This window comes from Clostridium taeniosporum (assembly GCF_001735765.2).
GTDB classification, from domain to species: domain Bacteria; phylum Bacillota; class Clostridia; order Clostridiales; family Clostridiaceae; genus Clostridium; species Clostridium taeniosporum.
Genome location: NZ_CP017256.2, coordinates 136281 through 163055 on the forward strand (window position 1 = coordinate 136281; position 26775 = coordinate 163055).

At 25.4% G+C, this 26775-nt stretch carries 26 protein-coding genes, 2 pseudogenes and 1 CRISPR repeat array; of the genes and pseudogenes, 6 read left to right on the plus strand and 22 right to left on the minus strand.

The window, feature by feature from the left end; genetic code table 11:
• Positions 1–17 precede the first annotated feature (17 nt).
• Genes BGI42_RS15815 through BGI42_RS15825 form a run of 3 tightly spaced genes read right to left on the minus strand, consistent with a single transcriptional unit; the run spans position 18 to position 1968 of the window.
• Positions 18–410, minus strand: a complete 393-nt coding sequence (locus tag BGI42_RS15815; protein ID WP_069681288.1) for a YxeA family protein — start codon at positions 408–410, stop codon at positions 18–20.
• Positions 411–421: 11 nt separating this feature from the next.
• A complete protein-coding gene (locus tag BGI42_RS15820; protein WP_069681289.1) occupies positions 422–1171 on the minus strand; it encodes a hypothetical protein in 750 nt (249 codons plus the stop codon).
• A complete protein-coding gene (locus tag BGI42_RS15825; protein ID WP_069681290.1) occupies positions 1168–1968 on the minus strand; it encodes an ABC transporter ATP-binding protein in 801 nt (266 codons plus the stop codon). The genes BGI42_RS15820 and BGI42_RS15825 overlap by 4 nt, the downstream gene beginning before the upstream one ends.
• 506 nt (positions 1969–2474) lie before the next feature.
• Between BGI42_RS15825 and BGI42_RS15830 the strand changes: the two genes are divergently transcribed.
• Positions 2475–4037 (plus strand): P-loop NTPase family protein, encoded by a 1563-nt coding sequence (locus BGI42_RS15830; protein WP_069681291.1) that lies wholly within the window; start codon positions 2475–2477, stop codon positions 4035–4037.
• A gap of 214 nt (positions 4038–4251) precedes the next feature.
• On the opposite strand, the gene BGI42_RS15835 is transcribed toward BGI42_RS15830, so the two are convergent.
• Entirely contained in the window at positions 4252–4899 is a 648-nt protein-coding gene (locus tag BGI42_RS15835; RefSeq protein ID WP_069681292.1) for a CatA-like O-acetyltransferase, read from the minus strand.
• A gap of 477 nt (positions 4900–5376) precedes the next feature.
• Between BGI42_RS15835 and BGI42_RS15840 the strand changes: the two genes are divergently transcribed.
• On the plus strand, positions 5377–6033 hold the full coding sequence (locus BGI42_RS15840; RefSeq protein ID WP_069681293.1) for a lysozyme inhibitor LprI family protein: 657 nt from the start codon (positions 5377–5379) through the stop codon (positions 6031–6033).
• Between the two features lie 103 nt (positions 6034–6136).
• Here BGI42_RS15840 and sstT read toward each other — a convergent pair whose 3' ends face one another.
• Positions 6137–7351 (minus strand): serine/threonine transporter SstT, encoded by a 1215-nt coding sequence (sstT, locus tag BGI42_RS15845; protein ID WP_069681294.1) that lies wholly within the window; start codon positions 7349–7351, stop codon positions 6137–6139.
• A 417-nt stretch (positions 7352–7768) separates the two neighbouring features.
• Between sstT and BGI42_RS16135 the strand changes: the two genes are divergently transcribed.
• Positions 7769–7930: a hypothetical protein gene (locus BGI42_RS16135; RefSeq protein WP_158523414.1), complete on the plus strand. Its 162-nt coding sequence runs from the start codon at positions 7769–7771 to the stop codon at positions 7928–7930.
• A gap of 296 nt (positions 7931–8226) precedes the next feature.
• Here BGI42_RS16135 and BGI42_RS15850 read toward each other — a convergent pair whose 3' ends face one another.
• On the minus strand, positions 8227–8511 hold the full coding sequence (locus BGI42_RS15850) for a hypothetical protein (RefSeq protein WP_242984778.1): 285 nt from the start codon (positions 8509–8511) through the stop codon (positions 8227–8229).
• Between the two features lie 90 nt (positions 8512–8601).
• Complete coding sequence (locus BGI42_RS15855; protein ID WP_069681295.1) at positions 8602–9348, minus strand: alpha/beta fold hydrolase; 747 nt, start codon at positions 9346–9348, stop codon at positions 8602–8604.
• 414 nt (positions 9349–9762) lie between these two features.
• Between BGI42_RS15855 and BGI42_RS15860 the strand changes: the two genes are divergently transcribed.
• On the plus strand, positions 9763–9957 hold the full coding sequence (locus BGI42_RS15860; protein ID WP_084023930.1) for a YgaP family membrane protein: 195 nt from the start codon (positions 9763–9765) through the stop codon (positions 9955–9957).
• A 48-nt stretch (positions 9958–10005) separates the two neighbouring features.
• Here the strand turns inward: BGI42_RS15860 and BGI42_RS16140 are convergent, their stop codons facing one another.
• The 5 genes and pseudogenes from BGI42_RS16140 to BGI42_RS15880 all read right to left on the minus strand — a co-directional run bounded on the left by BGI42_RS16140 (position 10006) and on the right by BGI42_RS15880 (position 14390).
• Positions 10006–10167 carry a hypothetical protein gene (locus tag BGI42_RS16140; RefSeq protein WP_158523415.1) on the minus strand — a complete coding sequence of 54 codons (162 nt, stop codon included), beginning with the start codon at positions 10165–10167 and terminating at the stop codon, positions 10006–10008.
• Positions 10168–10409: 242 nt separating this feature from the next.
• On the minus strand, positions 10410–11123 hold the full coding sequence (locus tag BGI42_RS15865; RefSeq protein ID WP_242984779.1) for a GNAT family N-acetyltransferase: 714 nt from the start codon (positions 11121–11123) through the stop codon (positions 10410–10412).
• A gap of 104 nt (positions 11124–11227) precedes the next feature.
• Positions 11228–11368: pseudogene (locus BGI42_RS16495) on the minus strand (GNAT family N-acetyltransferase); the annotation flags it as partial.
• 200 nt (positions 11369–11568) lie between these two features.
• A complete protein-coding gene (locus tag BGI42_RS15875) occupies positions 11569–12372 on the minus strand; it encodes a DUF4097 family beta strand repeat-containing protein (RefSeq protein WP_069681297.1) in 804 nt (267 codons plus the stop codon).
• Positions 12373–14165: 1793 nt separating this feature from the next.
• Positions 14166–14390: a hypothetical protein gene (locus tag BGI42_RS15880; protein WP_069681298.1), complete on the minus strand. Its 225-nt coding sequence runs from the start codon at positions 14388–14390 to the stop codon at positions 14166–14168.
• A gap of 376 nt (positions 14391–14766) precedes the next feature.
• Between BGI42_RS15880 and BGI42_RS15885 the strand changes: the two genes are divergently transcribed.
• A complete protein-coding gene (locus BGI42_RS15885) occupies positions 14767–15774 on the plus strand; it encodes a hypothetical protein (protein ID WP_148665658.1) in 1008 nt (335 codons plus the stop codon).
• Between the two features lie 787 nt (positions 15775–16561).
• Positions 16562–17563 (plus strand): O-antigen ligase family protein, encoded by a 1002-nt coding sequence (locus BGI42_RS15890; protein WP_338028399.1) that lies wholly within the window; start codon positions 16562–16564, stop codon positions 17561–17563.
• A 602-nt stretch (positions 17564–18165) separates the two neighbouring features.
• On the opposite strand, the gene BGI42_RS15895 is transcribed toward BGI42_RS15890, so the two are convergent.
• From BGI42_RS15895 to tnpA, 10 genes and pseudogenes are all read right to left on the minus strand, one after another.
• The gene (locus BGI42_RS15895) at positions 18166–18738 is read right to left on the minus strand and encodes an ATPase (protein ID WP_069681300.1); all 573 of its coding nucleotides are present in this window, start codon (positions 18736–18738) and stop codon (positions 18166–18168) included.
• 5 nt (positions 18739–18743) lie between these two features.
• On the minus strand, positions 18744–18917 hold the full coding sequence (locus BGI42_RS16320) for a hypothetical protein (protein WP_192875411.1): 174 nt from the start codon (positions 18915–18917) through the stop codon (positions 18744–18746).
• Positions 18918–19040: 123 nt separating this feature from the next.
• Positions 19041–19859: direct repeats of the CRISPR family, unit length 30 nt; unit sequence ATTTAAATACATCCCATGTTAAGGTTAAAC.
• 378 nt (positions 19860–20237) lie between these two features.
• Positions 20238–20819, minus strand: coding sequence for an SMI1/KNR4 family protein (locus BGI42_RS15900; protein ID WP_242984780.1), 582 nt, complete (start codon positions 20817–20819; stop codon positions 20238–20240).
• 559 nt (positions 20820–21378) lie between these two features.
• Positions 21379–21852 (minus strand): hypothetical protein, encoded by a 474-nt coding sequence (locus BGI42_RS15905; protein ID WP_069681301.1) that lies wholly within the window; start codon positions 21850–21852, stop codon positions 21379–21381.
• Positions 21849–22049 (minus strand): annotated as a pseudogene (locus BGI42_RS15910) (DUF3990 domain-containing protein); the annotation flags it as partial. The gene BGI42_RS15905 and the pseudogene BGI42_RS15910, both read right to left, overlap by 4 nt.
• Positions 22050–22148: 99 nt before the next feature.
• Positions 22149–22775: a DJ-1/PfpI family protein gene (locus BGI42_RS15915; RefSeq protein ID WP_069681302.1), complete on the minus strand. Its 627-nt coding sequence runs from the start codon at positions 22773–22775 to the stop codon at positions 22149–22151.
• Positions 22776–23178: 403 nt separating this feature from the next.
• Complete coding sequence (locus BGI42_RS15920) at positions 23179–24093, minus strand: helix-turn-helix transcriptional regulator (protein ID WP_069681303.1); 915 nt, start codon at positions 24091–24093, stop codon at positions 23179–23181.
• A gap of 208 nt (positions 24094–24301) precedes the next feature.
• Positions 24302–25912, minus strand: a complete 1611-nt coding sequence (gene tnpC / locus BGI42_RS15925; RefSeq protein WP_084023860.1) for an IS66 family transposase — start codon at positions 25910–25912, stop codon at positions 24302–24304.
• 110 nt (positions 25913–26022) lie between these two features.
• Complete coding sequence (gene tnpB / locus BGI42_RS15930) at positions 26023–26373, minus strand: IS66 family insertion sequence element accessory protein TnpB (RefSeq protein ID WP_069679810.1); 351 nt, start codon at positions 26371–26373, stop codon at positions 26023–26025.
• Positions 26361–26693 carry an IS66 family insertion sequence element accessory protein TnpA gene (tnpA, locus tag BGI42_RS15935; protein WP_069679809.1) on the minus strand — a complete coding sequence of 111 codons (333 nt, stop codon included), beginning with the start codon at positions 26691–26693 and terminating at the stop codon, positions 26361–26363. The genes tnpB and tnpA overlap by 13 nt, the downstream gene beginning before the upstream one ends.
• Between the last annotated feature and the right edge of the window lie 82 nt (positions 26694–26775).

The following is a 26775-nucleotide window of genomic DNA, read 5'->3' on the forward strand; positions in this document are numbered from 1 at the left end:
AGAAATAAAATAATAATTTATTTCTTAGTACCTTTTTCACCAATTTTTTCTATAACCTCTTTTGGAATATCCTGCTTTTCAACTACATTAGTATTTAATTCAATAGTTTCACTTACATCTACTTTAATATAAGTTCCTGGTTTATAGTAATCTTTAGCAGTACCTCGTTTGAAAAAATGAACTTCTCTTTCTTTTCCTTCTTTATTAAATCCAATTAAATTATATGATTTTCCTTTTTCTTGTTTTTCACCTTTATTATCAACTAACCATGAATCCTCATTTACTTCATCTAATGGTATTTGAGTATAATATGTATCTGAAACAACATATCTACTATTATAGTATCCTTTTGCCCAAAATGCTCCAGCTATAATAATTATAGCGATAATAATTCCTATTATTTTTTTCATAATAATTCCCCCTAAAATTCTAATTCTTTTTTTCTAAACATCATTATTGAAATGATGGTAGGTAATACAATATATACTAAAATTGCTGGTATGATTAAAAAGTCAAAACTTCCTGTTTCAATGAAAGATAATTTTTCTTTATATAAAATTATTGTATATAGAAATTTAGTCAAATCTCCAATTGAATTTATAATAAAACCTTGCCCTAAAATAGTAGCTAAAATTAGCATAACAGTCCTTGATGATAACAGGACATAAAATATGGTACCTATCATTGCATTTTGTGAATAATAAACTAATATAGTTGACATACTAATGTATCCAATAATTCTTAATGCTTCTGCACCAACACCTAAAATAATTGTAGATATTTCTTTACCTGATAAAGACATTTTTAAAAATATTGGAATAACTAAAATCACAATTCCTAATAATAATGCTGATAAGAGTGAAAGTATAATCACTTCAATAATTTTTGTTAAAACAACTTTACTTCTTGAAATCCCATATCCAATAGCAATCTGCATAGACTTGCTTTTAAAATCATCGTAATAAATCGATAAAAAAATAGACATTCCAACAACCAATGGAAAGAACCCTAAAAACGTATCTGTTCTTTCAAGATATACATTCTGATTAAATGTTGGATTGTAAAATATAAAAATCATTAGAAGAAACAATCCAATAAATCCACCTAGTGTATAAATAAATGATTGTTTACGACTAATCCTGCGAAGATCAGCTAGAATATAATTAATCATTTTATTTTCCCTCCCACAAGTTCAAAGTAATAATCCTCTAAAGTTTTAGCAGAAGATTTTTCTGCTAAAATTTCAATATTATTTGACTTTAAAATTTCTCTAGCTCTATCTATGTCATTTACACTTATTTCAATAGTATCTGATTCACTTTTCAAATCATCTAGAGTAATTTCACGTAATACTTTTCCTTCATGCACAATACCAAATCTATTTGCAGTATGCTCAAGTTCACCTAATATATGTGAAGAAACAATAATTGTCATTCCATATTCATGATTTAGTTTTTTTACCAGATTTCTAATATCTACAATCCCTTGAGGATCAAGTCCATTTGTGGGTTCATCTAATATAAGAATTTCTGGATTTCCAAGTAATGCATTTGCAATTCCTAATCGTTGTTTCATTCCCATTGAAAAAGATTTGTATTTTGCTTTAGTGGTATTCAATCCAACTATTTTTAGGACTCGTTCTACTTCTTTCTTATCCTTAATACCTTTTAATTTACGATAATATTGTAAATTTTCTTTTGCATCAAGATAGTCAAAAAAGTTTTTGCCTATAAAAAACCCTATTTTTTTTCTATTAGCTAGCAGTTCAGAATAATTCTTACTGTTTTTGATAGACAACTCTCCATCTGAAAAATCTGATAAACCAAGGATTATTTTAAAAATAGTTGTCTTACCTGCACCATTTTTTCCTATTAAACCATATATCTCTCCTTTTTTTACATGCAAGTTTAAATCTTTTGTAACATGAAAATCACCATAATATTTATTAATGTGTTTTAATTTAATCATAATATCTCCTTTATTTATTCTCAAAAAACTTTCTTAGTTCTAGCCATATTTTATTGATAATGTTCAATATTTATACAAAATGGACAAGTATACTGATCTATTATTTTTTGAATGTGCCTAAATTTCTATACTTATATCTCTATGTTAAATATTAATAAATTGATAGTTATCTCTCTTGATACATTGAGTAGATTTACTATCTGTCTAAGATTATATACATTTCATAAACTTCAATCTTTAATATAAGCTTAAATAAACCTTAATTCCTAAAAATTATTGCAAAAACCCACAAGGCTTACCCCCTTAATATCCACATGTATTAATATTTTTTAGTAATCCCATACCACTTACAAATTTTTCAGTAAGTTGTTAAAGGTTGTTTTATTGGATATAATACAAATACATGGCGCATATTATTTCTAAAAAATCCATACTCCACAGTGGCTTAGGGAGTTTTTATTTTCTTTCATGTGCCTAAGAAGTAAATAAGGATGGTATAGTTAATTATGAAAAGAAGATTTAATAGTACAGGAGTATGTGTTCCTAGAAAACATTATATGGTAGATATCTCAAATAAACTTATACAAATAAAAGAACTTATAGACAATGAGTTCTATTTTAATATGCACAAACCTAGACAATATGGAAAGACAACAACTTTAAATGAATTAAAGAAATTCTTAAATAACGAATATTTAGTTATAAGTATTAGTTTTGAAGGCATTGGAGATAGTGTATTTGAAAATGAAAAGAGTTTTTGTAATAAGTTTTTAAAGATAATGAGTAGATCCTTGTCTTTTAGTGATAATGAAGAAAGTCAACGACTTCTAAAATTAAGTGAAGGTATCAAAGATTTAGAAGAAACATCTGAAGTAATAACTAAATTTATAAGTGGAGCTAAAAAAGAAGTTGTTTTATTTATTGATGAAGTGGATAAAAGTTCAAATAACCAATTATTTTTAAGCTTTATAGGTATGCTTAGAAATAAGTATTTATTAAGAGAACTTGAGGAAGATTTTACATTCAAATCTGTTATATTATCAGGTCTTTATGATGTGAAGAGTTTAAAACTAAAACTTAGAAAAGAAGAAGAAACAAAGTATAATTCACCTTGGAATATTGCTGTAGATTTTGATGTTGATATGAGCTTTTCACCAAAAGAGATTTCTACTATGTTAAATGAATATTCAAATGAAAATAATATAGCTATGGACATAAATGCTATAAGTGAAGAACTTTATTTCTTTACAAATGGCTATCCTTATTTAGTAAGTAGACTGTGTCAAATTATAGATGAGAAAATAAAGAAAAACCTGAAAGAGACTTGGACTAAAAAGGATGTTCAAAAAGCTATTAAAATTATTAATGAGGACGTTAATACCTTATTTGAAAGCATAGTAAAAAATTTAGAAAATAATAATGAACTTTATGAATTAACTAAAAAAATCTTGATAGATGGTGAACAGATAGTGTTTAATCCTTTAAATCCTATTATAAACATAGGAGTAACTTATGGAATATTTAAAAAGGGTAATGATAGATTAGAAATAAGTAATAAAATATTTGAGGATGTAATCTATAGTTATATGATATCAAAAATAGTAACTACTGCTAATAACATGAGTTTATACAACATTAAATCAAAGTTTATAAAAGAAAATGGCGAACTAAATATAGAAAAAATTCTTAAAAGATTTCAACAATTCATGAAAGAGCAATACTCATCTAAAGATCGAGAATTTATAGAACATCATGGGAGACTATTATTTTTAGCATTTATGAAGCCTATAATTAATGGGACAGGATTTGATTTTAAAGAAGTTCAAATATCAGAAGAAAAAAGATTAGATTTAGTAATAACATATAATAGCTTTAAATATATAATTGAGATGAAGATTTGGAGAGGTCCTAAATATCATGAAGAAGGAATTAATCAGCTTTGTGATTATTTGGATATTCACGGATTAAACAATGGATATCTGCTTGTATTTAATTTCAATAAAAATAAAGAGTATAAAGAAGAAAAAATTCAAATTAATAATAAAAATATAATTTCAGTATACGTATAATAATGATATATCACTAGAGTTTTGGAGTATACGAATATATAAATTTAATATTTTTGAATTTGATATTATAAAAAAATATAGAAATTTTAAGCAAAAAAGCATTGAGAAAAATAATCTCAATGCTTTTTTTGTAACGAACCTTCTTCTTTGGTTTATAATTTTTACAATAATCATTAATCTACATTTTATTAGTGTTGCATAGATACTTCTATACTTATTTTAAATATTGTTCTGGATTTAATGATATTTCTTTTACATCTGAAAAGAACAATGAACAGTGGTATCCATCAGCAACTGCATGGTGTACCTGAATAGTTACTGGCATAATAATTTTATTACCTTCCTCAAAAAATTTTCCCCATGTGACCATTGGAAACAGAAAAGGACTACTTCCTTCATTGTTTACATTAAAAGAGGTGTAAGTAAACCAAGGCAGACATGAAACAATAAAAAAGTTATTTTGAAACTGTGTAGTAAAATTAGTATCCTCTTTATAACTGTTTAAAGCATTTACCATATTTTCATAAAAACTTAAAAATACATTATTAAATGATGTATACAAATCGCTCATTACTTTAGTCCTATCATTTAATACAGAATAACTTGGACCAATTTCATCAAAAAATCCTAATCTGCCTTCTTTATCAAATGTCATTTTAAATTCTTGATAATTATTTATGGCTTTTGAAACAACCCATGTAAAAGTTGGGTAAAATCTTAACTTATTAGTTCTTATATAATTATAAAGATTGGTAATATCAATATTAATAGTAACACTGTATGTACATTTAGCATTATTAAAAAAATGATTAAAACAATCCTTTCTATCCCAAGTATCCATATTAATTATATTAAATCCCATAATTTACTTCCTCCTTGTGCTTAAGTTTCATATATTTGTATTTTTCTTTATATTTCTCAACATTTTTAACTACTTGTCATCTTACAATTTTCACTTTACAGTTTCTTACTATTATTCATTAGACTATAGTTCTGTATAATTTTTGTTATATCTAATTATAACCTATTTTTCTAATAAATATAAATTTTCAACATAGTTTTAAAATATATCCAAAAATTAAAACATTTGTTATAATGTGATATTATATAAAATACACATAAGAATTTATAATATGTTATCTTTCTGACTAAAATTTATATTAGGCACTGAAAGAAAATAATAAATCAAAAATGTGATGTATATTTTGTGTCAAACAAGGAGCTAAGGCTTGCTATCACGTTAACTATTAATGAGACTTGACCACGAAGTATAAAGCAAAATAGACAAGCATAGTGGTCTATTTTTTGAATGTGCCTTAAAATCTAAGGAGAACTTTCAATGAAACAAAAAGCAATATTATGTTTAGTTTTAATAGGATTGACCAGTTTTAACTTCATAGGCTGTACAAACAGTGACAAGAATATTACCTCTAAAAATGAACAACAAGAAAATATATCTACTGAAGATAGTGAAACTAAAACAGATAATAATTCAGATACTGAAACTGATAAAGCAAAAAATAATACTGATAATAATATTAATAAGAGCTCACAAAATTCTAATAAAGAAGTTAATAATAAGAAAACAGAAAAATCAGTAAAAGAAAATAATAATAATGCCAAAAAAACACAACAAAGTACAAAACAAATATATAAAAATAAATTAAATAATATTGAATTAGGCATGAAGGATCTAGATGAAAAGGATGCTACAGGTATTAATATGACTATGATTTCAGCAGCAACCGAAAGGAATAAAAGATGGGATGATGCTTTAAATGAAATATATGGTGTATTAAAAGAGCAATTATCATCTGATGATATGAAGAAATTAGAGAATGAAGAAATTAAGTGGATATCATATCGAGATGATAAAGCTAAAAATGACTCATCACCTTATAAAGGTGGAAGTATATATTCATACATATATACTTCAAGTTTAGCAGAAACAACTAAAGAAAGATGTTATAAATTAGTAGAAAAATATATGAAATAAAGTCTAGAAAGTAGAAACTTTTGTGCAAATACAAAATTATTTATAATAACAAAAAACTCTTACCTGTATATTTAATACAAGTAAGAGTTCCACTAAACTATTATTATGGTTTTAACTTACGTCTTTGTGCAAACTCCGCTACTGCAGTATAAAGTACATCTGTTGAAGAATTAAGTGCAGTTTCACAAGAATCTTGTATAACTCCAATTATAAATCCAACACCAACTACTTGCATAGCGATATCATTTGGAATACCAAATAAACTACAAGCAAGTGGTACTAATAATAGTGATCCCCCTGCTACTCCTGAAGTTCCACATGCACTTACAGCTGCTAATAAAACTAGTATTATAGCTGTACCAATATCTACTGTTATACCAAGAGTATTAGTTGCAGCAAGTGTTAATACTGATATAGTTAAAGCAGCGCCCCCCATATTTATAGTTGCTCCAAGTGGTATAGAAATTGAATATGTATCTTCGTTTAGTCCAAGCTCCTTACATAATGCCATATTTACAGGTATATTAGCAGCTGAACTACGAGTGAAAAATGCTGTAATACCACTATTTTTTAAACATTTAATAACAAGTGGATATGGATTTTTATGTATTAATATAAAAGTTATTATTGGATTTATCACTAAAGCAAAAAATGCCATACACCCAACTAATACCAATATCAATTGTCCATATTTAATTAATGATTCTACCCCTTGCTTAGATATACTATCAAATACAAGACCCATTATTCCAAATGGTGCTAGGTTGATTATCCATCTTACTACTTGTGATATAGCATCTGAAAGATTTGCTATAACTTTTTTAGATCCTTCATTAGCATTTTTTAGAGCAAGACCTAAAATTACTGCCCAAAATAATATTCCTATATAATTAGCATTAGAAAGTGCACTAACTGGATTAGATACTATATTCATTAATAAATTATTTAATACTTCTCCTACCCCACTTGGTGGTTTTAAGTTGTCTACACTTGTGGTAAAAACTAATTTAACTGGGAATAGAAAACTACCAATAACTCCAACTACTCCTGCTGAAAGTGTTCCTAAAAGATACAATAATATGACTGACTTCATATTAGTCTTTTTACCTTCTTTATACTGAGAAAGTGCAGCTATTACTAAGAAAAATACTAATATTGGAGCTATGGCTTTTAATGCACCTACAAATAATGACCCAAAGATCGATATTGGTGCTCCTAAATCTGGAATTGTTAATGCAAATATTATACCTAATATTAGACCGAATATGATTCTTTTAATTAAACTTATATTATTCCATTTCTCTATTAATTTTTTCATTTTGCCCCCCCTATCTTTATCTTAATGTTAAAAAATATAATAAAATAATATCATAATAATGTTTTTTTCACAATAAAAATAATATTATTTGAATTTTTCCCACTTCTTAATTAATCATATTAATTTCATCCAAAAATAATCACTCTGTAAAAGCCACTAATACTAAATCTAATATTTGGTATTAGTAGTTTTTGTTCTAAGACTCAGCTTAATGCTACAAACACTAACTTTTTCTCACCTATATTATATGAAATTTTATAAAAAATAATACTGATAATAGTATTAATAAGAATTCACAAAATACTACTAAAGAAATTAATAATAAAACAGAAAAATCAGTAAAAAAATAATAGTACCCCAAAAACAAAACAAAATACCAAACAAATATATAAGAATAAATTAGATATTATTAAATTAGTGACGAAAGATCTAGATGAAATAGATGTTCATAGTAGTAATGGTGAGATGGTCTCAGCAGCAGGTAAAAGAGATAAAAAACAGGGTTATGCTTTAAATGAAATATATGGGATATTAAAAGAGCAACTATCAACTGATGATATGAATAAATTAAAAAATTAAGAAATTAAGTGGATATCATATAGAGATGATAAAGCTAAAAAGGACTCATTACATTATAAATGAGGAAGATTATATCAATATTTATATGAAAAATCTTTAGCAGAAACAACTAAGAAAAGATATTATGAATTAATAGAAAAATATATTAAATAAAGTTGAGACAGTAGATATTTTTGTGTAAATGCAAAGGTTTCTACTGTCTTATTAATAATCTCTAAAAACAGTAATTTTATTTACATGAAACTTCTTCAGTATTCCTGTGCTTGAATCGTAATATTTTACATAATAAAATGTTATTAAGTGATCTTTAACTTTTTAAGAATTCCTTTCATAAACCCACTAAATATTATCATCATTAAACCTATTAATTTTAACTTTCTATTAAAACCGTCTATAGCTTCAAAAGCAAAAAATATTGCAATAATAATGGATGATGTATTTAATATTTGCGCTATTTTCTTTATCTTCTTATTATTACTTTTTTTATTTATAATTATAAGAAAAATGGTAAAAATTTGAATAATAAAGTATAACACTCCAAATATTTGAAAATGCGTTTTTGTATCATAAGAAATCATCATAATTTCTCTCTCCTTAAAAAATAAACAGTTATTAAAATACTATTAAATTAAAATAGCATAAAACCAGTTATTAACGAATTCTATTATAATTTAGTTTAAAAAATTTAATACTAAATTTCTAAACTCTTTTTTATTGCTAAACATAGCAGGATGATTTCCATTCTTAAAAATAATTAATTTAGAATTTTCTATTTTTAAATTAATGCTTTTTAATATACTTTCAATATTAGGTATTAAATCATCTTTCAAGCTTCCTGTAATCAAAGTATCATTTTTTATATTACTAAGATTACAATCAAAAAAATTACCTCTATTACTTGAAAAGTTTATAATTAAATTTGTATTTTGATCAATAACATTTTTCCAATCAAAGCCATGCATCATAAACCAAAATAACTTTGAACTTAACTTACTTTTTGCTATTTTTCTATCATATAAAATTTTTTTAGCGAACTCATAAGATAAATTTTCTCCCATAAAACTATCCACAATTATTTTATTGAATAAAGCTGGTTCTTCTAATACAGCATTTAAAGCAATAATAGCCCCACCACTTGTACCTAATAAATTAACATCGCTAATACCTATATATTTACATAATTCAATAACTAACATAGCATTAAAATTCCAATAATTTAATGGTAAGTCATTTACTCTTTGAGATTTTCCCTGACCTACTAAATCCAGCAAAATTACTTTAAAGTTTTTAGAATAGAATTTTAATTCTGGTATAAACATTTTTGAGGAAGCTGTATCCCCATGTATGATAACTAATGGTTTTCCTTCACCATATACTTTGTAATAAATATTAAAATTTTTGTATTTAAAATAAGACATTTTTTACCTCCACGTAATAAACATTATAATTTTTCTACATAGTCTACACGGGAGAATTAGTAATTACTCTTACATATAGACTATTAAAGTCTATTAAAAATTCCCATACTTTTCACTCCTTAATTATATTAGTTAACTGCTACTGATATGATTTTCTTCATTTTTCATAAATTTAGGAAAATCCTTCATATTTAGTACCTACATATTCTTATTATATTAATAACTCTTGCAAGGAAATTATAACATATTTTATAAATTTATTTTATCTCCTACATTAATATCTTTAATTAAAATCTCCTTTCTTAGTATTGTGTAACTGTTCGTTTAACATTTTAAAAACATCATTTATTAATACATCAAATGATTTACATTAAATTCAAAGATATTGGATAAAATATCTTTGAGGTGATTTAAGTGAAATGTAATGTTGGCAGAACCGAGCAAATTATTAGAATTGTAATCGGCATATCAATCGTTCTTATAGGTTTATATTTCAGAAACTGGTGGGGTATTATTGGCCTAGTACCGATAATAACAGGTTCGATTCGTTATTGCCCTATTAGTAACATCTTAAGGATTTCGACTTGCGATATTAAAGAAAAGCAATAGTTCTCTCACCTATGGCCTTAGATTGTAAGGCCATTTTAGTATTGTGAATTATTCATACAATGGTATTAGCTTTATTTGATTAACACCACCAGTATATTTTCTACCTTCCATTTCCTCTTTAATCCATTCTTTTGCTTTTCCTTCTGTTTCTGTAACAACACATGGTATGTCTAAATTCTCTGCAAAACACTGCATAACTACTAAATACATATTAATTGCTCTTTAACTTTTTCAATTATTGAATCAACTATTAAAATTCCAGTTCTACTATATTTTTCTTTTTGTTCTGTTTTATTACAACAAAATATTAAATAATCTAACTGCTTTAACCAAACCTTTTCTTGTATATTTATTTAGCAATGTAATAACTCACTTTCTACTCAATATCTACAAATTGTACATTTAATAAGAATTGCATAAATAATATGGCATTTCTTATTTATGTTTGTAATTTAAATATTAGATTTAGTTTTTGAATAAAGTTCTGCCCATGCTGGAAAAAATCCTGCATTAATAGCTATATTTTGTGAATGAAAATGGGATTCTACTGTTCCATAAAATGGTATCTTGCCTCGTTTAAAAATCTCATTCTTTAAAAGCGTAACTAAGTTTGTTCCTATACCTCTACCACGATACTCAGGCAAAACATCTATGCCTATTTGCCACATGGTTTTACTATCTGAACTTGCTCCTGCCATACCCATTATGTTATCTCCATCATAAGCCGCAACTGCAAGCACATCTGGATTATTTTCATCAAAACCAAGAGCTTCTCTAAATCTATCATCATTATTAAATTGTAAAATATCTTCATACTCATACCATTTTACATTTGTAATAGGCTCTATACACATCACATTTGGATTTGGTAGATAGTAGTGATGTATATCTGCTATTTCATGTCCAAATTCTTGCAATTTCTTATCGATTAATCGTAATTTAGGATATTCAAAAAGCCACGCAGCATTTCGATTCAACAGTTTTTCTTTACACCAAGGTATAATTCTTGGTGCTGTGCTTATAATTGCTCTGCCACCAAAACAAAGTATTTTTAAAAAGCAGCCATCATTACCATAAATGCGTCTGCCATCCATCATATTTTTTTCAACTATTGTATTTTTTTCTTTTTCAAAATCAGACAGTTGACAATTATAGTCCAGTGCCAACTGAGACTTAGCAATTTCTAAAATTTCAGTCTTTGTGTACATAGTATCCCTCTCCATCTAAATTAAACTATTTTTCCAAATTACTATTTATCTTAAATTGACATTTATTTTATCATTCTTCCCATTGTAATTTCATCATGATATGTTCCATCTTTAAGTTTAAATGCATTTTTTGTAGTCCCCTAAACTTCAAAGCCAAACTTTTTATATAAAACCTGTGCTTTCTTATTATCTGCAAGTTCACCATTTACAAATGCAGCAATCATCATATCTTTATCAATAATCTTTATTCTTAATTATTTTATTTCCTATAACTTTATACTCAGTAGGATATTCCTCTAATTTAAAAGGTATTGGAGTTCCCTCTATTCTATTATTTTCAGCTAAATACCTTATATGAACATTTTCATATTTTTCAAAACTAAATTTTTTAGATTATCTTATTCTAATTTCGTACATTTATTAATCCAACTCCAACCTCTAAATCAAAAGTATAAGTTTCCTCACCTGATGTTTTTGCATCAATATTACAATGTCCAAGGCCTTTTTCTGCTAATAACTTAACTGGAGAATTTACAGGTATTGTAATATCAATATCACCTACTCCTCCTTCATATTTAAGATTTCCTCCTACTTCTGCCATTTTAAGATTTAATTTTCCCACGCCTCCTTTAATTTTAATATCTCCACACTTTTCCTTTAAATTTAAATCAAAATTTCCAGCTCCTGAATCTAAATTTAACTTATCAAATTTAATATCTTCACATTTTGATTTTACTGAACCACCACTAATATCAATATTTTTAACTTTTATTCCTTCTATATCTACTGTTCCTGCCCCCTGCTCAAATACAAAATTTCCGTTAAACTTTGAAGGAACTAAAATATCAAATTTAGATCCATTACTTTCAGCATCCATATCAAGTCCTTTTAACTTATCTCTTTTTTCAATTATTTGAATTTTATTACCATTTTTATTTATATCAAGATCTTTACTTTTTTCAGAAAGTTCACCTGTTACTTTCACTTCTTCCCCATCATAATTCTTAATAGATACCTTTGCTGCACAGATTTCTATATCAATATCAGTTGCATTATCAAGATTTATTTTTTCATCTATAACTTTATTTTTATTTAAAGTTTCATTTTCTTGATTAGAGATAGTGTTTTTAGTTTTAGAATTAATATTACATCCTATAGATGAAATTAATACTATTCCTACAATAGCTAAAATTAATACTTTCTTCATTATCATTACCCCTTAAATATAATAAAATTTATTTATCTGTTATTTAATTATATAACAGAAATTCCCTATATATATTAATTTTCACTTAATTTGGGTGATATAATATGCAACTAATCATAATAAATAGTTACATCTACAGAAAAACTTATCTAATTAATTTCATATCTAACAATTTATATTTACTTCTTACAATTAATAAAATCTACATACAGTTAATATACTTTACATACAATTTATCGAAAATTAAAACTTACTTTAAGCCCTTTATATAAAGGATTAGATAATATTTATACAAAGAGTTTATAATAAAAATTTAAATAGAGCCATTAAGACAACAAAAATTAGATAGGTAAATAAAATTTTATAACTCATACAATTTTACTTTTATGTTATATTATGTTAAATTGTTAATGGAAGTTCAATATGGTTTCCAATAACACAATTGTTTTATACCTTCATATTGAATTAAACAGACAGTTGTAGATTTAGAATAAAGGATGATTAATTTGCATAGTTTATATATTATTCCAGGACTAATAAATATTTTAATTGTACTTTCTTTTGTAATTTTTATTATAGTAAGTTTAGCTACTATAGTAAAATATATAAAAAAAATTGATACTACACTTGAAAAAATAAATTCTTATATTGAAAAAAAGGACAAATTATAAAATATTCATGTTATTAAAATAGTCCTTCTAAGCTCATTTTTGTATGCCTATTTACTGAAATATATATCCCTATTCTTAGCTATAAGCTCTAAATAATAAGCCTCACAGAGTTTAATAAAATGTTAAGGTGGAGCATTTTGATTTAACATAGATCATACTGAACTAGAAAGAGATGAATCATGTATATGAAAATCGAAGAACTTAAAGGAAATAATTGAGTTTAAAATTTTTATTTCTAAAGAAAATGAAAAGTTCTTTGGTATTCTTATATTTTTATTTGGAATCTTTCTGGTATTGATTAAATACCTTTAATATAACAAAAAGTCTTTATATTGTAACTCTCCAAAGAACCACTATATAAAGACCTTCCCCAAATAAAATATTAGAATTACACACATATTGATAATTTTCATTAATTGGCTACAAATTTAATATGTATTTTATTAATTCAAAAAATATTTAAATTTAGATATTTTTACAACAAATGATAGCTTAATAAAGCTATGTACTCTTATATAAACAATGTTTATACTTTTATAAGATATATACTTTGTAAGGAAAATTGGAATGTTAAGAAATTTAGTCAAAATCCCTTTTAGTTGATTTGTTCCTGTTCCACATTTACATACATCTCATGTTAAGGTTAAACGCCTTGGCTATTTGGATTAGTAAGGGAGGCATTTTAAATTTAAATACATCTCATGTTAAGGTTAAACTCTCTAACACATTATTCATTAACTTTATCTAGTGGATTTAAATACATCTCATATTAAGGTTAAACCATAGTAAAATAGCCATTCTCTAAAATCAATAATACCATTAAGGCATTGAAACTTCAAGGTTTCAAAGAAATTTTCCCAACCATTTATGAAATTCTTATAAAAATTAAAAAATATCGCCTTAGCCCTGTAATTTCAATGGATTAAGAAGCTTTATATAAATTTGTGGCTGGTAAAATATTTAGTATTTTAGTAAGTTCTTTATCAAAACAAGTATCCAAAATTAAAAGAAGTTATCTTCTTTATTAACACATGAATATAAGAAGATAAAAAGATATCATCTTTCATTTCTTGAAATATATCATGATTTTTATAATAATATTCACTTCTTGAATTACAAAATTTAATAAAGTAATTTCACAATAGTTATATTATTTGTAACCTTTTTTGTAACAAATTTTATATCTTTTATGGTTACTATTTTAGTTACTTTTAACGTATCATTAATTATTACATTATTTGTTATACTTTTATTATCATATTGTTTAACAAATCTATTTAATTTATTTAAACTTCCTTTACAACTATAATTTCTAAGCTTAATACTTCTTATGTTAAAAGCACACATAAACTTATAAATTTTTCTGGTGTAAATTTTCTATATTTTTTTCTAAAACTTAGTTTTTATAGCTAATTTTTTAACAGTTATAAGTTCTACATATATTAAATTATCAATTAATCTTTTTATTATTTTGTTCATTTTTTAATAACTTCTCTTCTTTTGCTTAATAATAATTTTAGAATCATAATTAATAATCACCACATTGATTATAATTGATAAATCACCTTTTCTAAAAATACTATGATAATACATTGACAATGGAAAATGACTATGTTACTTTATATATAACGTTCAAATAATGAACAGTGGCAATTTTATAAAAATAGAATTTAGCGAATAAAAAAAAGAATTATTAAATAAAAAATGAGGAGAGTGGATGGATTTGACTAAAAAAGGAAATACAATAGGATTATTTTCTGGTTTAACATGGGGGTTATATACCATAATACTATATACAGTATTAAATTTATATGCTAATGCAAAGGGAGATCTTTTAAGTTTAAAGGGAATAATGTTAATTCTAATTACTACTGTCTTAATTTCATTGGTAGACTTATTTTTTAATATTGTATTTGAGCTAATTTTACTAAGTAAAAAGAATTTAATTAATGAATTTAAAAGTGTATTATTCTCAAAAAAAGGATTTGGAGTAATTCCAGCAGCTATATTAGCAGGACCATTTGGGTTAATACCTTATGCAATTGCTAGTACCATATCAGCCCCAGTTGCAGGAGCATTTTCAGCTTTATATCCTGTAGTTGGTGCAGTAACATCATTTTTAGTTTTTAAAGAGAAATTACCAAAATTAAAGATAATTGGTGGTATAATGGCCGTTTTAGGGGTTATGGCAACTTATCAATTGCAAACAGTTAGTTTAATTGTATACATAATAGCACTAATACCTGCTTTTGGTTGGGGATTAGAAGCTATATTTGGTTATAAATTAATTAAAGATGATATAAATCCAATTGTAACAATTACTATAAGACATATTTATTCAATTGTTATATTAGGAATATGTTTGTTAGTATTTTTACTTATAAGTGGAGAATATTCATATATAGTTGAATTTTATAGTGGAATTCAATATTCAGATATGTTTGCATATATTAATAAATCACTTATATTACCTACATTTATAATAGGTTCATTTATAGGCGGTGCTTCATATATTCTGTGGTATGTTTCAATGAAATATATAAGTGTAGCTCCAGCAATGATTTTAAATATTACTTATGTACTTTGGATACCTATTATATTAATGTTACCTCCTTTTTCACAAACTATTTCACCTAATGTATTATTAGGATGTACTATAATATTCTTTGGCACAAGTTTAGTTATTATAGGTGACACCATTAAAGCTAAAAGCAGGAAAAAAGTTAATTAATTTTTAGCAATCTAGGTAATACTTTAAAATAGAAACATCCTTATAGCTACAAAACTGAGTTACAGCTATAAGGGTGTTTTATTGTATATCTTATACTAATGTTAAATTATAGAATGATTAAAAGTAGAATTATCATATGATTAATTTAAGTACATCCAATATTAATGTTAAATCATATCTTGATAGGGTTCTTTCCAACCTATTTGATTTAAATATATCCCATGTTAAGATTAATAAACATTTATGAAATAAAGTTCCTACTCAAATAATAAAGACTCTATATAATAAAATATATAAATTTCATCATAAGATATATTCTTATAAATATATGTAATATTTTTAATTTAATGATTTATATTTCTTAATATGTTATAATTTGTAATAATATGAATTATAACTGAACAGTAAAAGGAGTAAATATGTTTAAAAAAAATAATTTTCCATTCTTGGCCATTATATCTATTATTATTATTATCTTTTCAATATTAAATAAGAGTTTTTTAATTTCAGCACTTTACATATTATCCATATTAATAGCATCGTATATAATTAAAGATAAAAGCATTTATAATTTGCTTTATGCTACTTTGTTAGTCTCTTTATTTTTCGATTATTCACTCCATATTCCACATATTGAAAAAATGTATGTATTTCACATAGTATTATTACTATTCACTATACTTTCTTTATATAAATTATTTAAAAATAAAAGTATTTTTCTAAAATTAGATAGGAAAATTTTAATGATTTATTTAATTTGGTTTATTTATATATGTATTAGTATTACATGGGCATTAAACAAACAATTACTTTATTATTATTTTTATTTTCATTAATTGTTATTATTGGTTCAATTGAAGTTCTCTTAGGGCAACAATTACCTATAACCCATTATTATTATGATGGTGTAAATGTAGTTGATATTAATGTGATAAAAGCTAGACCAATAGTATTTTCTTTTAATACTAACAACTTAGCAGCTACAATTGCTATGCTTTCACCATTATTTTTTTATTCCATTTATAAATTTGATAATATACTGTTAAAAATCTATTTTTTCTTTGTTTCTTGTATAAGTTTTTCACTAATAGTAATTACTACTTCAAGAACAGGTATTATAGGTATAGAATTATCATTTGTAATATATTTAATTTATTGTATATATAGGGTTAAAAAGACAGGATTAAAAGGCTTGCTATTTCCAATGCTATTGATAATTAGTCTTACATTCTTAAGATTCAACAGCATAAATTTTATGAATATACATTCTGTCAATAATTCTACCCAAAGTGAAGCAAATAATTTACTTTCAAGCAAAATGAATGCATTAACTGAGGAAAAATTGGAAGTAGGCAGTTCAGGATCTTTAAATGTTAGATTCACTATTATAAGTGATGTTGTAAATGGAGTTTTAATTAAAGAAAAGCATTTATTAGGTTATGGAGTAGGTAATGTTGAAGAATATCTAAAAAATCAAGACAATACACATAAGGTTTTTAGTCCTCATTGTTATTCAATAGAGATACTTGGAGATTTTGGAGTTCCTGGAGTTATATTATATGGTATTTATTACTTATATTTACTTATATCAAATATAGTTATTGGTATAAAAGAAACAAATATTCCTTGTATTGCTTCAGCCACAGGATTAATTGCATTTTCTATGGTAAGTTTTGGTCCAAGCTCAATAACATATGTATTTTCATATTGGCTATTAATGGCTATAGCCATATCATGTATTCAAGTATATAAATATGACAATTCAATATTAAATACAAAAATAAAGTAACAGAAATATTTCTGCTACTTTATTTTTATATTCCCATTCTTAAAAGTCTAATAATATTATTAGCTGTTACATTTATCTTAGTTTTTACTGTTACTTTTTATTGTGGAGTTAGCTTTTTAATTTCATAACAATCTCTAAACTATGAAGTGTTAATTTTATCCCTTCTTATTCCTAGAGAGCTTTTGATGAGGAACAAACCAATTTTTAAATACATCTCATGTTAAGGTTAAACAGTGTCTATGAACTTTATTATACAACTAATACATCTCATGTTAAGGTTAAACGTATCTTCTACGCTAGAACCTAATACAGCTCATGTTAAGGTTAAACCATAGTAAAATAGCCATTCTTTAAAATTAATAATACCATTAAGGCATTGAAACTTCAAGGTTTCAGAGAAACTTTTCCAGCCGTTTGTAAAATTCTTATAAAAATTTAAAAAGATTGCTTTACCCCTGTAATTTCAATAGATTAAGAAGTTTTATATAAATTTATGACTGGTAAAATAAAATATTTAATATTTTATTTTACCTATACACTTTTTTTTAATTGCGTAAAAAAACCTAAGATAACTAAATCCTAAGTGTTTCTAAAAATATTAACTAATTTAAATATTCTAATATTGTCTTAGCCCATTCTTGCATAATGTTATTTTTCCAAATTAATTTTCCTGACTTAATATTTATAAGTTCTATAAATTCATGTGTATTATCATAGATATTTACTTCATCACATATTTTAATAGCTTCTTCTAAATTTATTAATGAGTTACTATATCTTTTTTCAATTACATCATCTGGTATTCCATGACCACCTTTAGATACTCTAATTTTAACTCTCTCTTTAGCTATTTCTGAATTTTTAACTCCTATGTAATTCATAACAACATAAAAACCTTTTTCTTTAGCTTTACTTATATTAGTAAGTATGCTTTTACCAGACAAAGTTGTTTCTTGATGAAATGATATCTCATTGTTTATATAATAATTAATCATCTTAACTGCTTCTCTTGCCACTTTTATTTGAAGATTATTATCTTGCCATGAACCAATTCTTGCAACCATTTCATCAGTATTAATTCTCTTTCCTATATAATCCTCATTAAAAAATACAGATTTGTATATAGATGTTTTTCCAGAACCATTTACTCCTGCAAATAATGTATATCGCTTCATTATATCTACATTTCATTTATAACTCTTCTTTGTTCTCTTTGAAGAACTAAATTGGCCATACTCATATAAAAATCTTGTTCTTCCTTAGTTTTAGCTTGATTAAATAATTCTTTAAGTTCTGAATATGAATATTTTAAAAATTGATTATATAAATTTATATTTTCTTTATTTGATTCCATAAAAATTCACCTCATATAATAATTCATTATTAGTTAGCATATCCTTTTCTTCTAACTACATCTTCAACAAAGTTTATACTTTTTTCTAAACTTTCAATATGCAAAGCCTTCTATTACAAAAATATTTAAATACATCCCATGTTAAGGTTAAACTAGTGATGGGGTAATACTCTCTATGCATCAAATAGGATTTAAATACATCCCATGTTAAGGTTAAACAAGAGACAGCTAAGACAATAAGAAGTACATTAATATAATTTAAATACATCCCATGTTAAGGTTAAACAAGAATTAAAAAAACAAATTGAAACATTACAAAAATTTAAATACATCCCATGTTAAGGTTAAACATATCAGTAACGGATAAATAAAATTTTCTCATAGTTATTTAAATACATCCCATGTTAAGGTTAAACATTCATTCTAGGTTCTAATTCACTATCTATATTTATATTTAAATACATCCCATGTTAAGGTTAAACGACATGTATCGAAGTATATGAAATGGTTCTAAGAGAATTTAAATACATCCCATGTTAAGGTTAAACAAGAGACAGCTAAGACAATAAGAAGTACATTAATATAATTTAAATACATCCCATGTTAAGGTTAAACAAGAATTAAAAAAACAAATTGAAACATTACAAAAATTTAAATACATCCCATGTTAAGGTTAAACATATCAGTAACGGATAAATAAAATTTTCTCATAGTTATTTAAATACATCCCATGTTAAGGTTAAACATTCATTCTAGGTTCTAATTCACTATCTATATTTATATTTAAATACATCCCATGTTAAGGTTAAACGACATGTATCGAAGTATATGAAATGGTTCTAAGAGAATTTAAATACATCCCATGTTAAGGTTAAACTTTATTCTATAATTTTCCCCCATCTCAATACGCACATTTAAATACATCCCATGTTAAGGTTAAACCATAGTAAAATAGCCCTTCTTTAAAATCAATAATACCACTAAAGCATTGAAACTTCAAGGTTTCAAGGAAATTTTTCCAACCGTTTGTGAAATTCTTATAAAAATTTAAAAAGATTGCTTTAGCCCTGTAATTTCAATAGATTAAGAGGTTTTATATAAATTTATGGCTGGTAAAATAGAATGTTTAATGTTTTAGTTAAGTTCTTTATGAAAACGGGTATCCAAAATTAAAAGAAGTTATATATGATTTTTTATACTTATATTCAATGTTCCAGCATAAAGCTCTAATCCAATGGCTTGCCCCATTAACAGCATATGAACCATATCAACAAAGTAGCAATACCTTTGTTTGGTTAAATATATTTGTTAAATCAATTCCTATAAGTCCACCCAAAATTTGATTTCTTTTATTAAGTCAAAATCAATATCTTCATACTTTTTCATATTAAATTCTAATTGTAAATACGATAATAAATCTTCTCCATAATAAATAATATCCGTTTGATATATTGAAAATATTGGATTACCAGATTCATTTGGTTCTGAAGGTATATATCTATGAGAACATATAGGTATAAGCTTAGGTACTTTCTTCATCTCTTTCTTACATATATCAATAGCTTCTTCGAAATTATCTGGCTTATTACCCCAATTTTTATACCAAAAATTATTGTTCTCAATATCAAATATTATTCCTTCTAACGGCCACTCCAACTTATCTTGTATTTTTTTAATATTATCTTCACTCATATCTCTCCAATTTATAAATTTATTAGAAATTGGAAGTGCTAAACTTAAAAATTCTTTTAAATCTGGTGGAAAATTAACTCCATAAAAATTTTCTATCATATTAAATTCTTGTTTTGATAACCCTTTTTCGAATATAATCCCTTTATTTTTTAGAGCATTTATTATTTTTATATAATTCATTTTTGCTTTCACTCCACTTGTATTTCTCATATTATCAATGTCCTTCTTAGGTTTATCTATGCCTTCCTTTATTCTTTAAACTCTTTAATTTCAATATTAAATCTAAAATTCAAGCCCCAAAAAAAATCTAAGATCATCTTAAGTTCTTTATCAAAACATATATCTAAAATTAAAAGAAGTTATATTCTTTATTAACATATGAATATAAGAAGATAAGAATATTTCATCTTCCACTTATTGAAATATATCATGATTTTTATAATAATATTCACTTCTTAAATTACAAAATTCAATAAAGTGATTTTATAATAGTTACATCTTTTATAACGTTTTTTGTAACAAGTTTTGTATCTTTTATAGTTACTTTTAATGAACAATTAATTAAACGTTATTGATGCATCAACTTTCTTACTTGCTTTAGATAAATTCATTCCTTTTTTACAAATCAGTATGCTATACTCCTTATATATATAAGAGTAAGATAAAGTGTTTTCTTTTCAAAACTTTGAAAAAAATTTAGCATATATAAAGTCTTCCTGTAAAAAAAATCTCTCATTCATTTTATCCATATATAAATGCAATTTATATTTTAATTAAATGATGAATTATAATAACTTCTAACAATAGTAGGTAATGGTTCATAATATGCACTAGAATTATAATCATCAATAATATCACAAATCTTAGCATTATATACTCTTATTAAACCTTGAATATAATCTTCATTTGGTTCTAATGTATTTAATATTAATCTCTTATATACTTTTCCCATTTGCGTTTCCGATGGAACTTTTTCAACTAATTCCTTATCTACATCTAATATATTAAAATCACCTTTTTTTAAATCATATTCCTTAATCCAGTCATCTACTACTTTAAGAGGATTTTCACAGTGTAGCACATTTGCAAGACTAATTTTCTTTACAAGTTCATCATATCCAATTGTATTAACCACCTCTTTATTTCTTGTATGCAAAGTTCTTGCTATTCTTTCAATTATATAACACATAAAATATAAATCATTTTCTGTGATTTCTTCATCTTCAAAAAATACATTCATCATAAAGAATAACTCCTTTCATATTTTAATGTTTCTAATGCTTTATCATTACAAAAAACTATTTGATGTGTTGGATATTTAAATTTTACTAATATCCAAAATGCTTCTCGTGTAATTTCTCCCTCTATAAAATCTTCTATATAATCCCAAATTGTATCATCAGCCATTGGACCTTCTACTAGATCATAGCTATGAGCAATTTCCATTCAAATACTTAATTATTTTATTAACTTTAAAATATATATTTATTATACTATTTATTATTACCCTTGCATAATTTATATATAATGCTTCTTATGTTAAATACTCTGAGAAATAAGCTCTGTATAGTATATATGATCACCGGTAAAATAATAGTTGTACCATGATTCAATAATCTCACAAGGGAAAACTTTCAAATATTGTATAATGTGTTTCGCCCATAACAAACCTCCTGATGAACTTGCAGTTATTAAGTTACAATCTACAACAGCTGGACAATTAACATATAACTTTTTACCACTATATTGTTTTGAGAATAAAGTTAGGTAATCCAAAGAATTGCTTGTATGCTTGAATTTATCTAAAACTTTTAAATCAGCCAAAGGAAGTGTAGCTCCACATATAGCCCCTACAAGAATACCCTTATCTATATATGATAAAGCTTTTTGTAAAATCTGATTATTTTCTTCATTGTTCCATGTTTCTGCACCAGGCAAAAGCAATGCAACTATATTATTTTCATCTATTTCATCCAATAAACAGTCTGGAGTGATAGTTAATCCACCAATTGTTTGTATTGGATTCTTACTCATTCCTACAGTTTTAATTACAAATTCTCTATTTTGTTTTTTTAACATAGATTCCATACTAATAGCTTGTAGAATATAGCCAACCTCCCATTCAGCCATAGATTCTAAAATATAAAGATATATAATTTTCTTCATTTTCCTTCTCCTTAAATTAATTTAAAGACATTATAGCAAAAAAATAGTGACACCTATATGTCACTGTTCTCATAATTTTTTTTATTCTCTATGAAATTGATAGTAGAACATTATTGTTACATCTGACAAAATAAGAGCATAAAGTTACACATAAACCTAAAAGGAATGGTTTCTATGTTCAACAAAAATATTACTATTAGTCATTAAACTTAAATGTAACAAAAAGCTTGCACTATCAGGAAATTATATTACTAACGAATCTGAAAATAATTTTTATGATATCCTGTTTTAAAGGTATGATAAGTACCCCTAAAGAATAAAAAATAATCATATGCTTTACCATTATTCCTCCACTACCTTTGGAAAATGTGCATGACTAAAAAAATCCACCCTCCACAGTGGCTTAGTAATTTTTTATTAAAGTATTTTTTAAATGTTCTTTAATTCTTTGCTGATAGGATAAAGGGGAAAGAACTTTAATTTTTTCTCCAAAACCTAAAATGATAGAAAACATAATAAAGTCATTCTCTTTTATAGCAACCTTTTTAACTATAGATGTTTCCAACACATTGATAACATCACCACGAAAATATTCATTAATCAAAGCATCTATTTCTTTAGAATATTCAATAGTAACATATATATTGTCCTTATTTCTTTTTTCTTCATAATCATCAACTAACTTTGCTACATCATAATTATTATCAAAATACTCCTCACTTATTTCTAACTTTCTCATTCTTACTATTTTAAACATACGAAAATCACTTTTCTCTAAATCATAACCAAAAGCATACCAAGAGTACCATTTATAGAAAACATGTATGATATTGCATTTAACTCTTCGAGTATTACTATTGAGGTTAGTGTATTGAAATAAGACTGTTTTATTATGCTGAACAGCTTCTTTTAACATAGAAATATAGGAAATTACACTTTTGTTCTCATTTACTACAGAAAAATCAACATTTAATGCATGATTATTATTTTCATCAGAATATATATGTTTTACTTTTTCATATGTTTCATGAACCTTTTTTTCACCATAAACACTTTTTAAGCTTTGCAGCGCAAGTAGAATATATCCAAAATTATCATTATCAATTATTTTTTCATTCAACTTATAATCAGGATTAATTGAATAACCACCTTTAGACCCCATTTCTGAATAAATTGGAACCCCAGCTAATGTCAATGTATTTATATCACGAATAATTGTTCTTCGAGAAACATTAAAATATTCAGCCAAACTATTTCCACTAACATTATTTCTATTTATTAGATAAAATAATATTCCTAACAATCTTTCAATCTTCATCATCTCACCTCAAATCAATATATACATTGATTCTATAGTGTTACTCAACAAATGGCAACGAATTTCAGAAATTAAAACTGCTTATTTATTAGTAAGGGTCAAAAATTCGACGCATAGCAATTATAATTCCATAATGATAAAATAAACCCAATAGAAGTGGAAAATGCTTCTGTTGGGTTTGAAAATTTAATATTATATTTAGTAGTAGTTATTTACCAACCTTAATGCGCAACACGTCGGGAAGAGCCTTTGACCAAGGCATATAATTATTTAAAGTTTCTTTTTCTTTAGACTCTGTATTAGCTAACATATCAAATAAATATACTAAATATTTTTCTACTATTAAACCGTTGGCTTTAGCGGTTTCAATTATGCTATAAATTAAAGCACTTGATTTTGCACCTTTTGCTGTATTTGAGAAAAGCCAGTTTTTTCTACCAATAACAAATGGTTTTATTGCTCTTTCAGCTCCATTATTATCTATTTCTAAAGATCCGTCTTCTAAAAGTGTTTTCATATCAGATAGAAGCTTTCTAGTATAGTCAAGAGCTTTACCTAACGGACTTTTTGGAAGAGCATTTTTTATTTCTCTCTCCACATATTCTTGAAATTCATTAAGAATTGGCGCTGACTTTTTAAGCCTTATTTTATATCGTTTTTTATAGTAATCTTCGTCCTTGCTATAAGTTTCCCTTAAGTCTTTTTCTATTTTATAAAGTTTTTCACAATAATTAAACCCTATTATAGCACGTGATTTTTTTAGGGCTTCTTCATCTAAGTTTACTATTATTTCATGATATTTTCTTCGGATATGAGCTAGGCAATATAATCGTTTCACATTTTCGACTCTATTATATCCGGTATACCCATCTGTTTGAAGATATCCTGAAAATCCTTTCAAAAATTCTTTAGGACAAGAGCTAGATCTTGTATTCTGATAGTCATATAAAATAATTGGATCTTTTAAAGCTCCAGATTTATATAACCACATATATTTCTTGGACTTTGAATCCTTACCGCTATCATTAATAACCTGAACGGTAGTCTCATCAGCTTGTATATAATTTTTCTTTAAAAGTTGTTCTTTCATAATATCATATACAACTTGAAGTTCAGTAGCACTATTCATTATCCAATTAGATAATGTTTGTCTTGAAAGATTTGCACCTAGCATCTTAAAGTAGGTTTCTAATCTATATAAAGGCATTGCATGCTGATACTTCATATTTATGACATGAGCTACTAATTCATTTGATGCCATACTTTTATAAAATATAGTATTAGGTAATTTTGTTGAAATTATGTTTGCAACACCTGCTTCCGCTTCGCAAGATTTGCAAGCATAACTATATGTAATATGTTCTTCTATATAAAGTTTTGCTGGTATGTATTTTAATACTTCCTTTGATTTACGTCCAATAACAACTAAAGAATTATTACATTTGCTGCATATTGCTTCATTTTCTTCAAGCTTATGTTCAACAATGATTCTTTCTAAATTTGCTAAATTATCTTTCTTGCCAATGTGTTTAGATGACTTAGTTCTTGTATAAGCAATTTCCTCCATTGTTGGCTCAGCCATTTTAAAGTCACAGTTATTTTCAGCATCGTCAAAAAGAGACATTTGATTAGAATCTACCTGTTCACTAGATTTTCCAAATATCTTTCTATTTTTATTAAGAATTTGACCTTTCAAAAATGCTAATTCAGTTTTAAGATTTTGAATTTCTGAATCTTTTAACTCAATTTCTCTTTCCATTTTCGAAATCAATAACTGTGTTTTTTCATCAAGTTGATTGTTTAAATTTAAGCCATCCATTTTGTTACCTCTCAACAATTTTTATAGGTATATTATACCATAAAACCCTTGATTTTAGAAGAGCTTGCTCACTTTTAAATCAAGAGTTTCTATTTGTAATTTCAAATGTTTTAGTAACAATTTTTTTCTTTTATAGGCTTAAATTTTGATGTAGTTCTAACTTCATATCCTTTAAGTAGCCAACTTAATTCTTCTTTATTTACTTTCATTGCTTCTTCTTTAGTCATAGGCCATTTCAACCTATTATTTTCAAGTCTATGATAATATAGCCAAAAACCTTCATCAAAATGTAATATTTTTAATCTATTCATCGACCTGTTACAGAAGACAAATAGAGCTTTTTCAAAGGGATCTAACTTTAACTGTGTTTGAACGATCATAACTAAACCATCTATACTTTTTCGTAAATCTGTTATACCACAAGCTAAATATACAGTATCTACTTTATCTATATTAAGCATGTTTTACTAAATTCCCTAAGTATATTTGATAACAAAGCTATTTCATTAGCCGGTATAAATATTTTAGCTTTGCCAATTTCTATCTTAATCTCAGTAGCTGATTTAATATTATTAGTTACTGTTAATATATTTGTATTATTGTTTTCTAAAGCTATAGCTTGAAATGTCGTATTATTCTCTTTCTCAAATTTCTTTCTGTAATAGTAAAACTGACTTCTACTAATACTATTTTCTTTACAGAAACTATCTAACGTCCCTTCGTAAGAAGAAAACTTCTCTACAAGTTCTCTCCATTTCACATCTGTTCCTTTTTTAACCATAACAATTCCTCCTTGTTATATTTTAATGCAATTTTAACAAGAAGGTTTGGTATTATCTAGACAGTAATTTTTTTACGCTTAC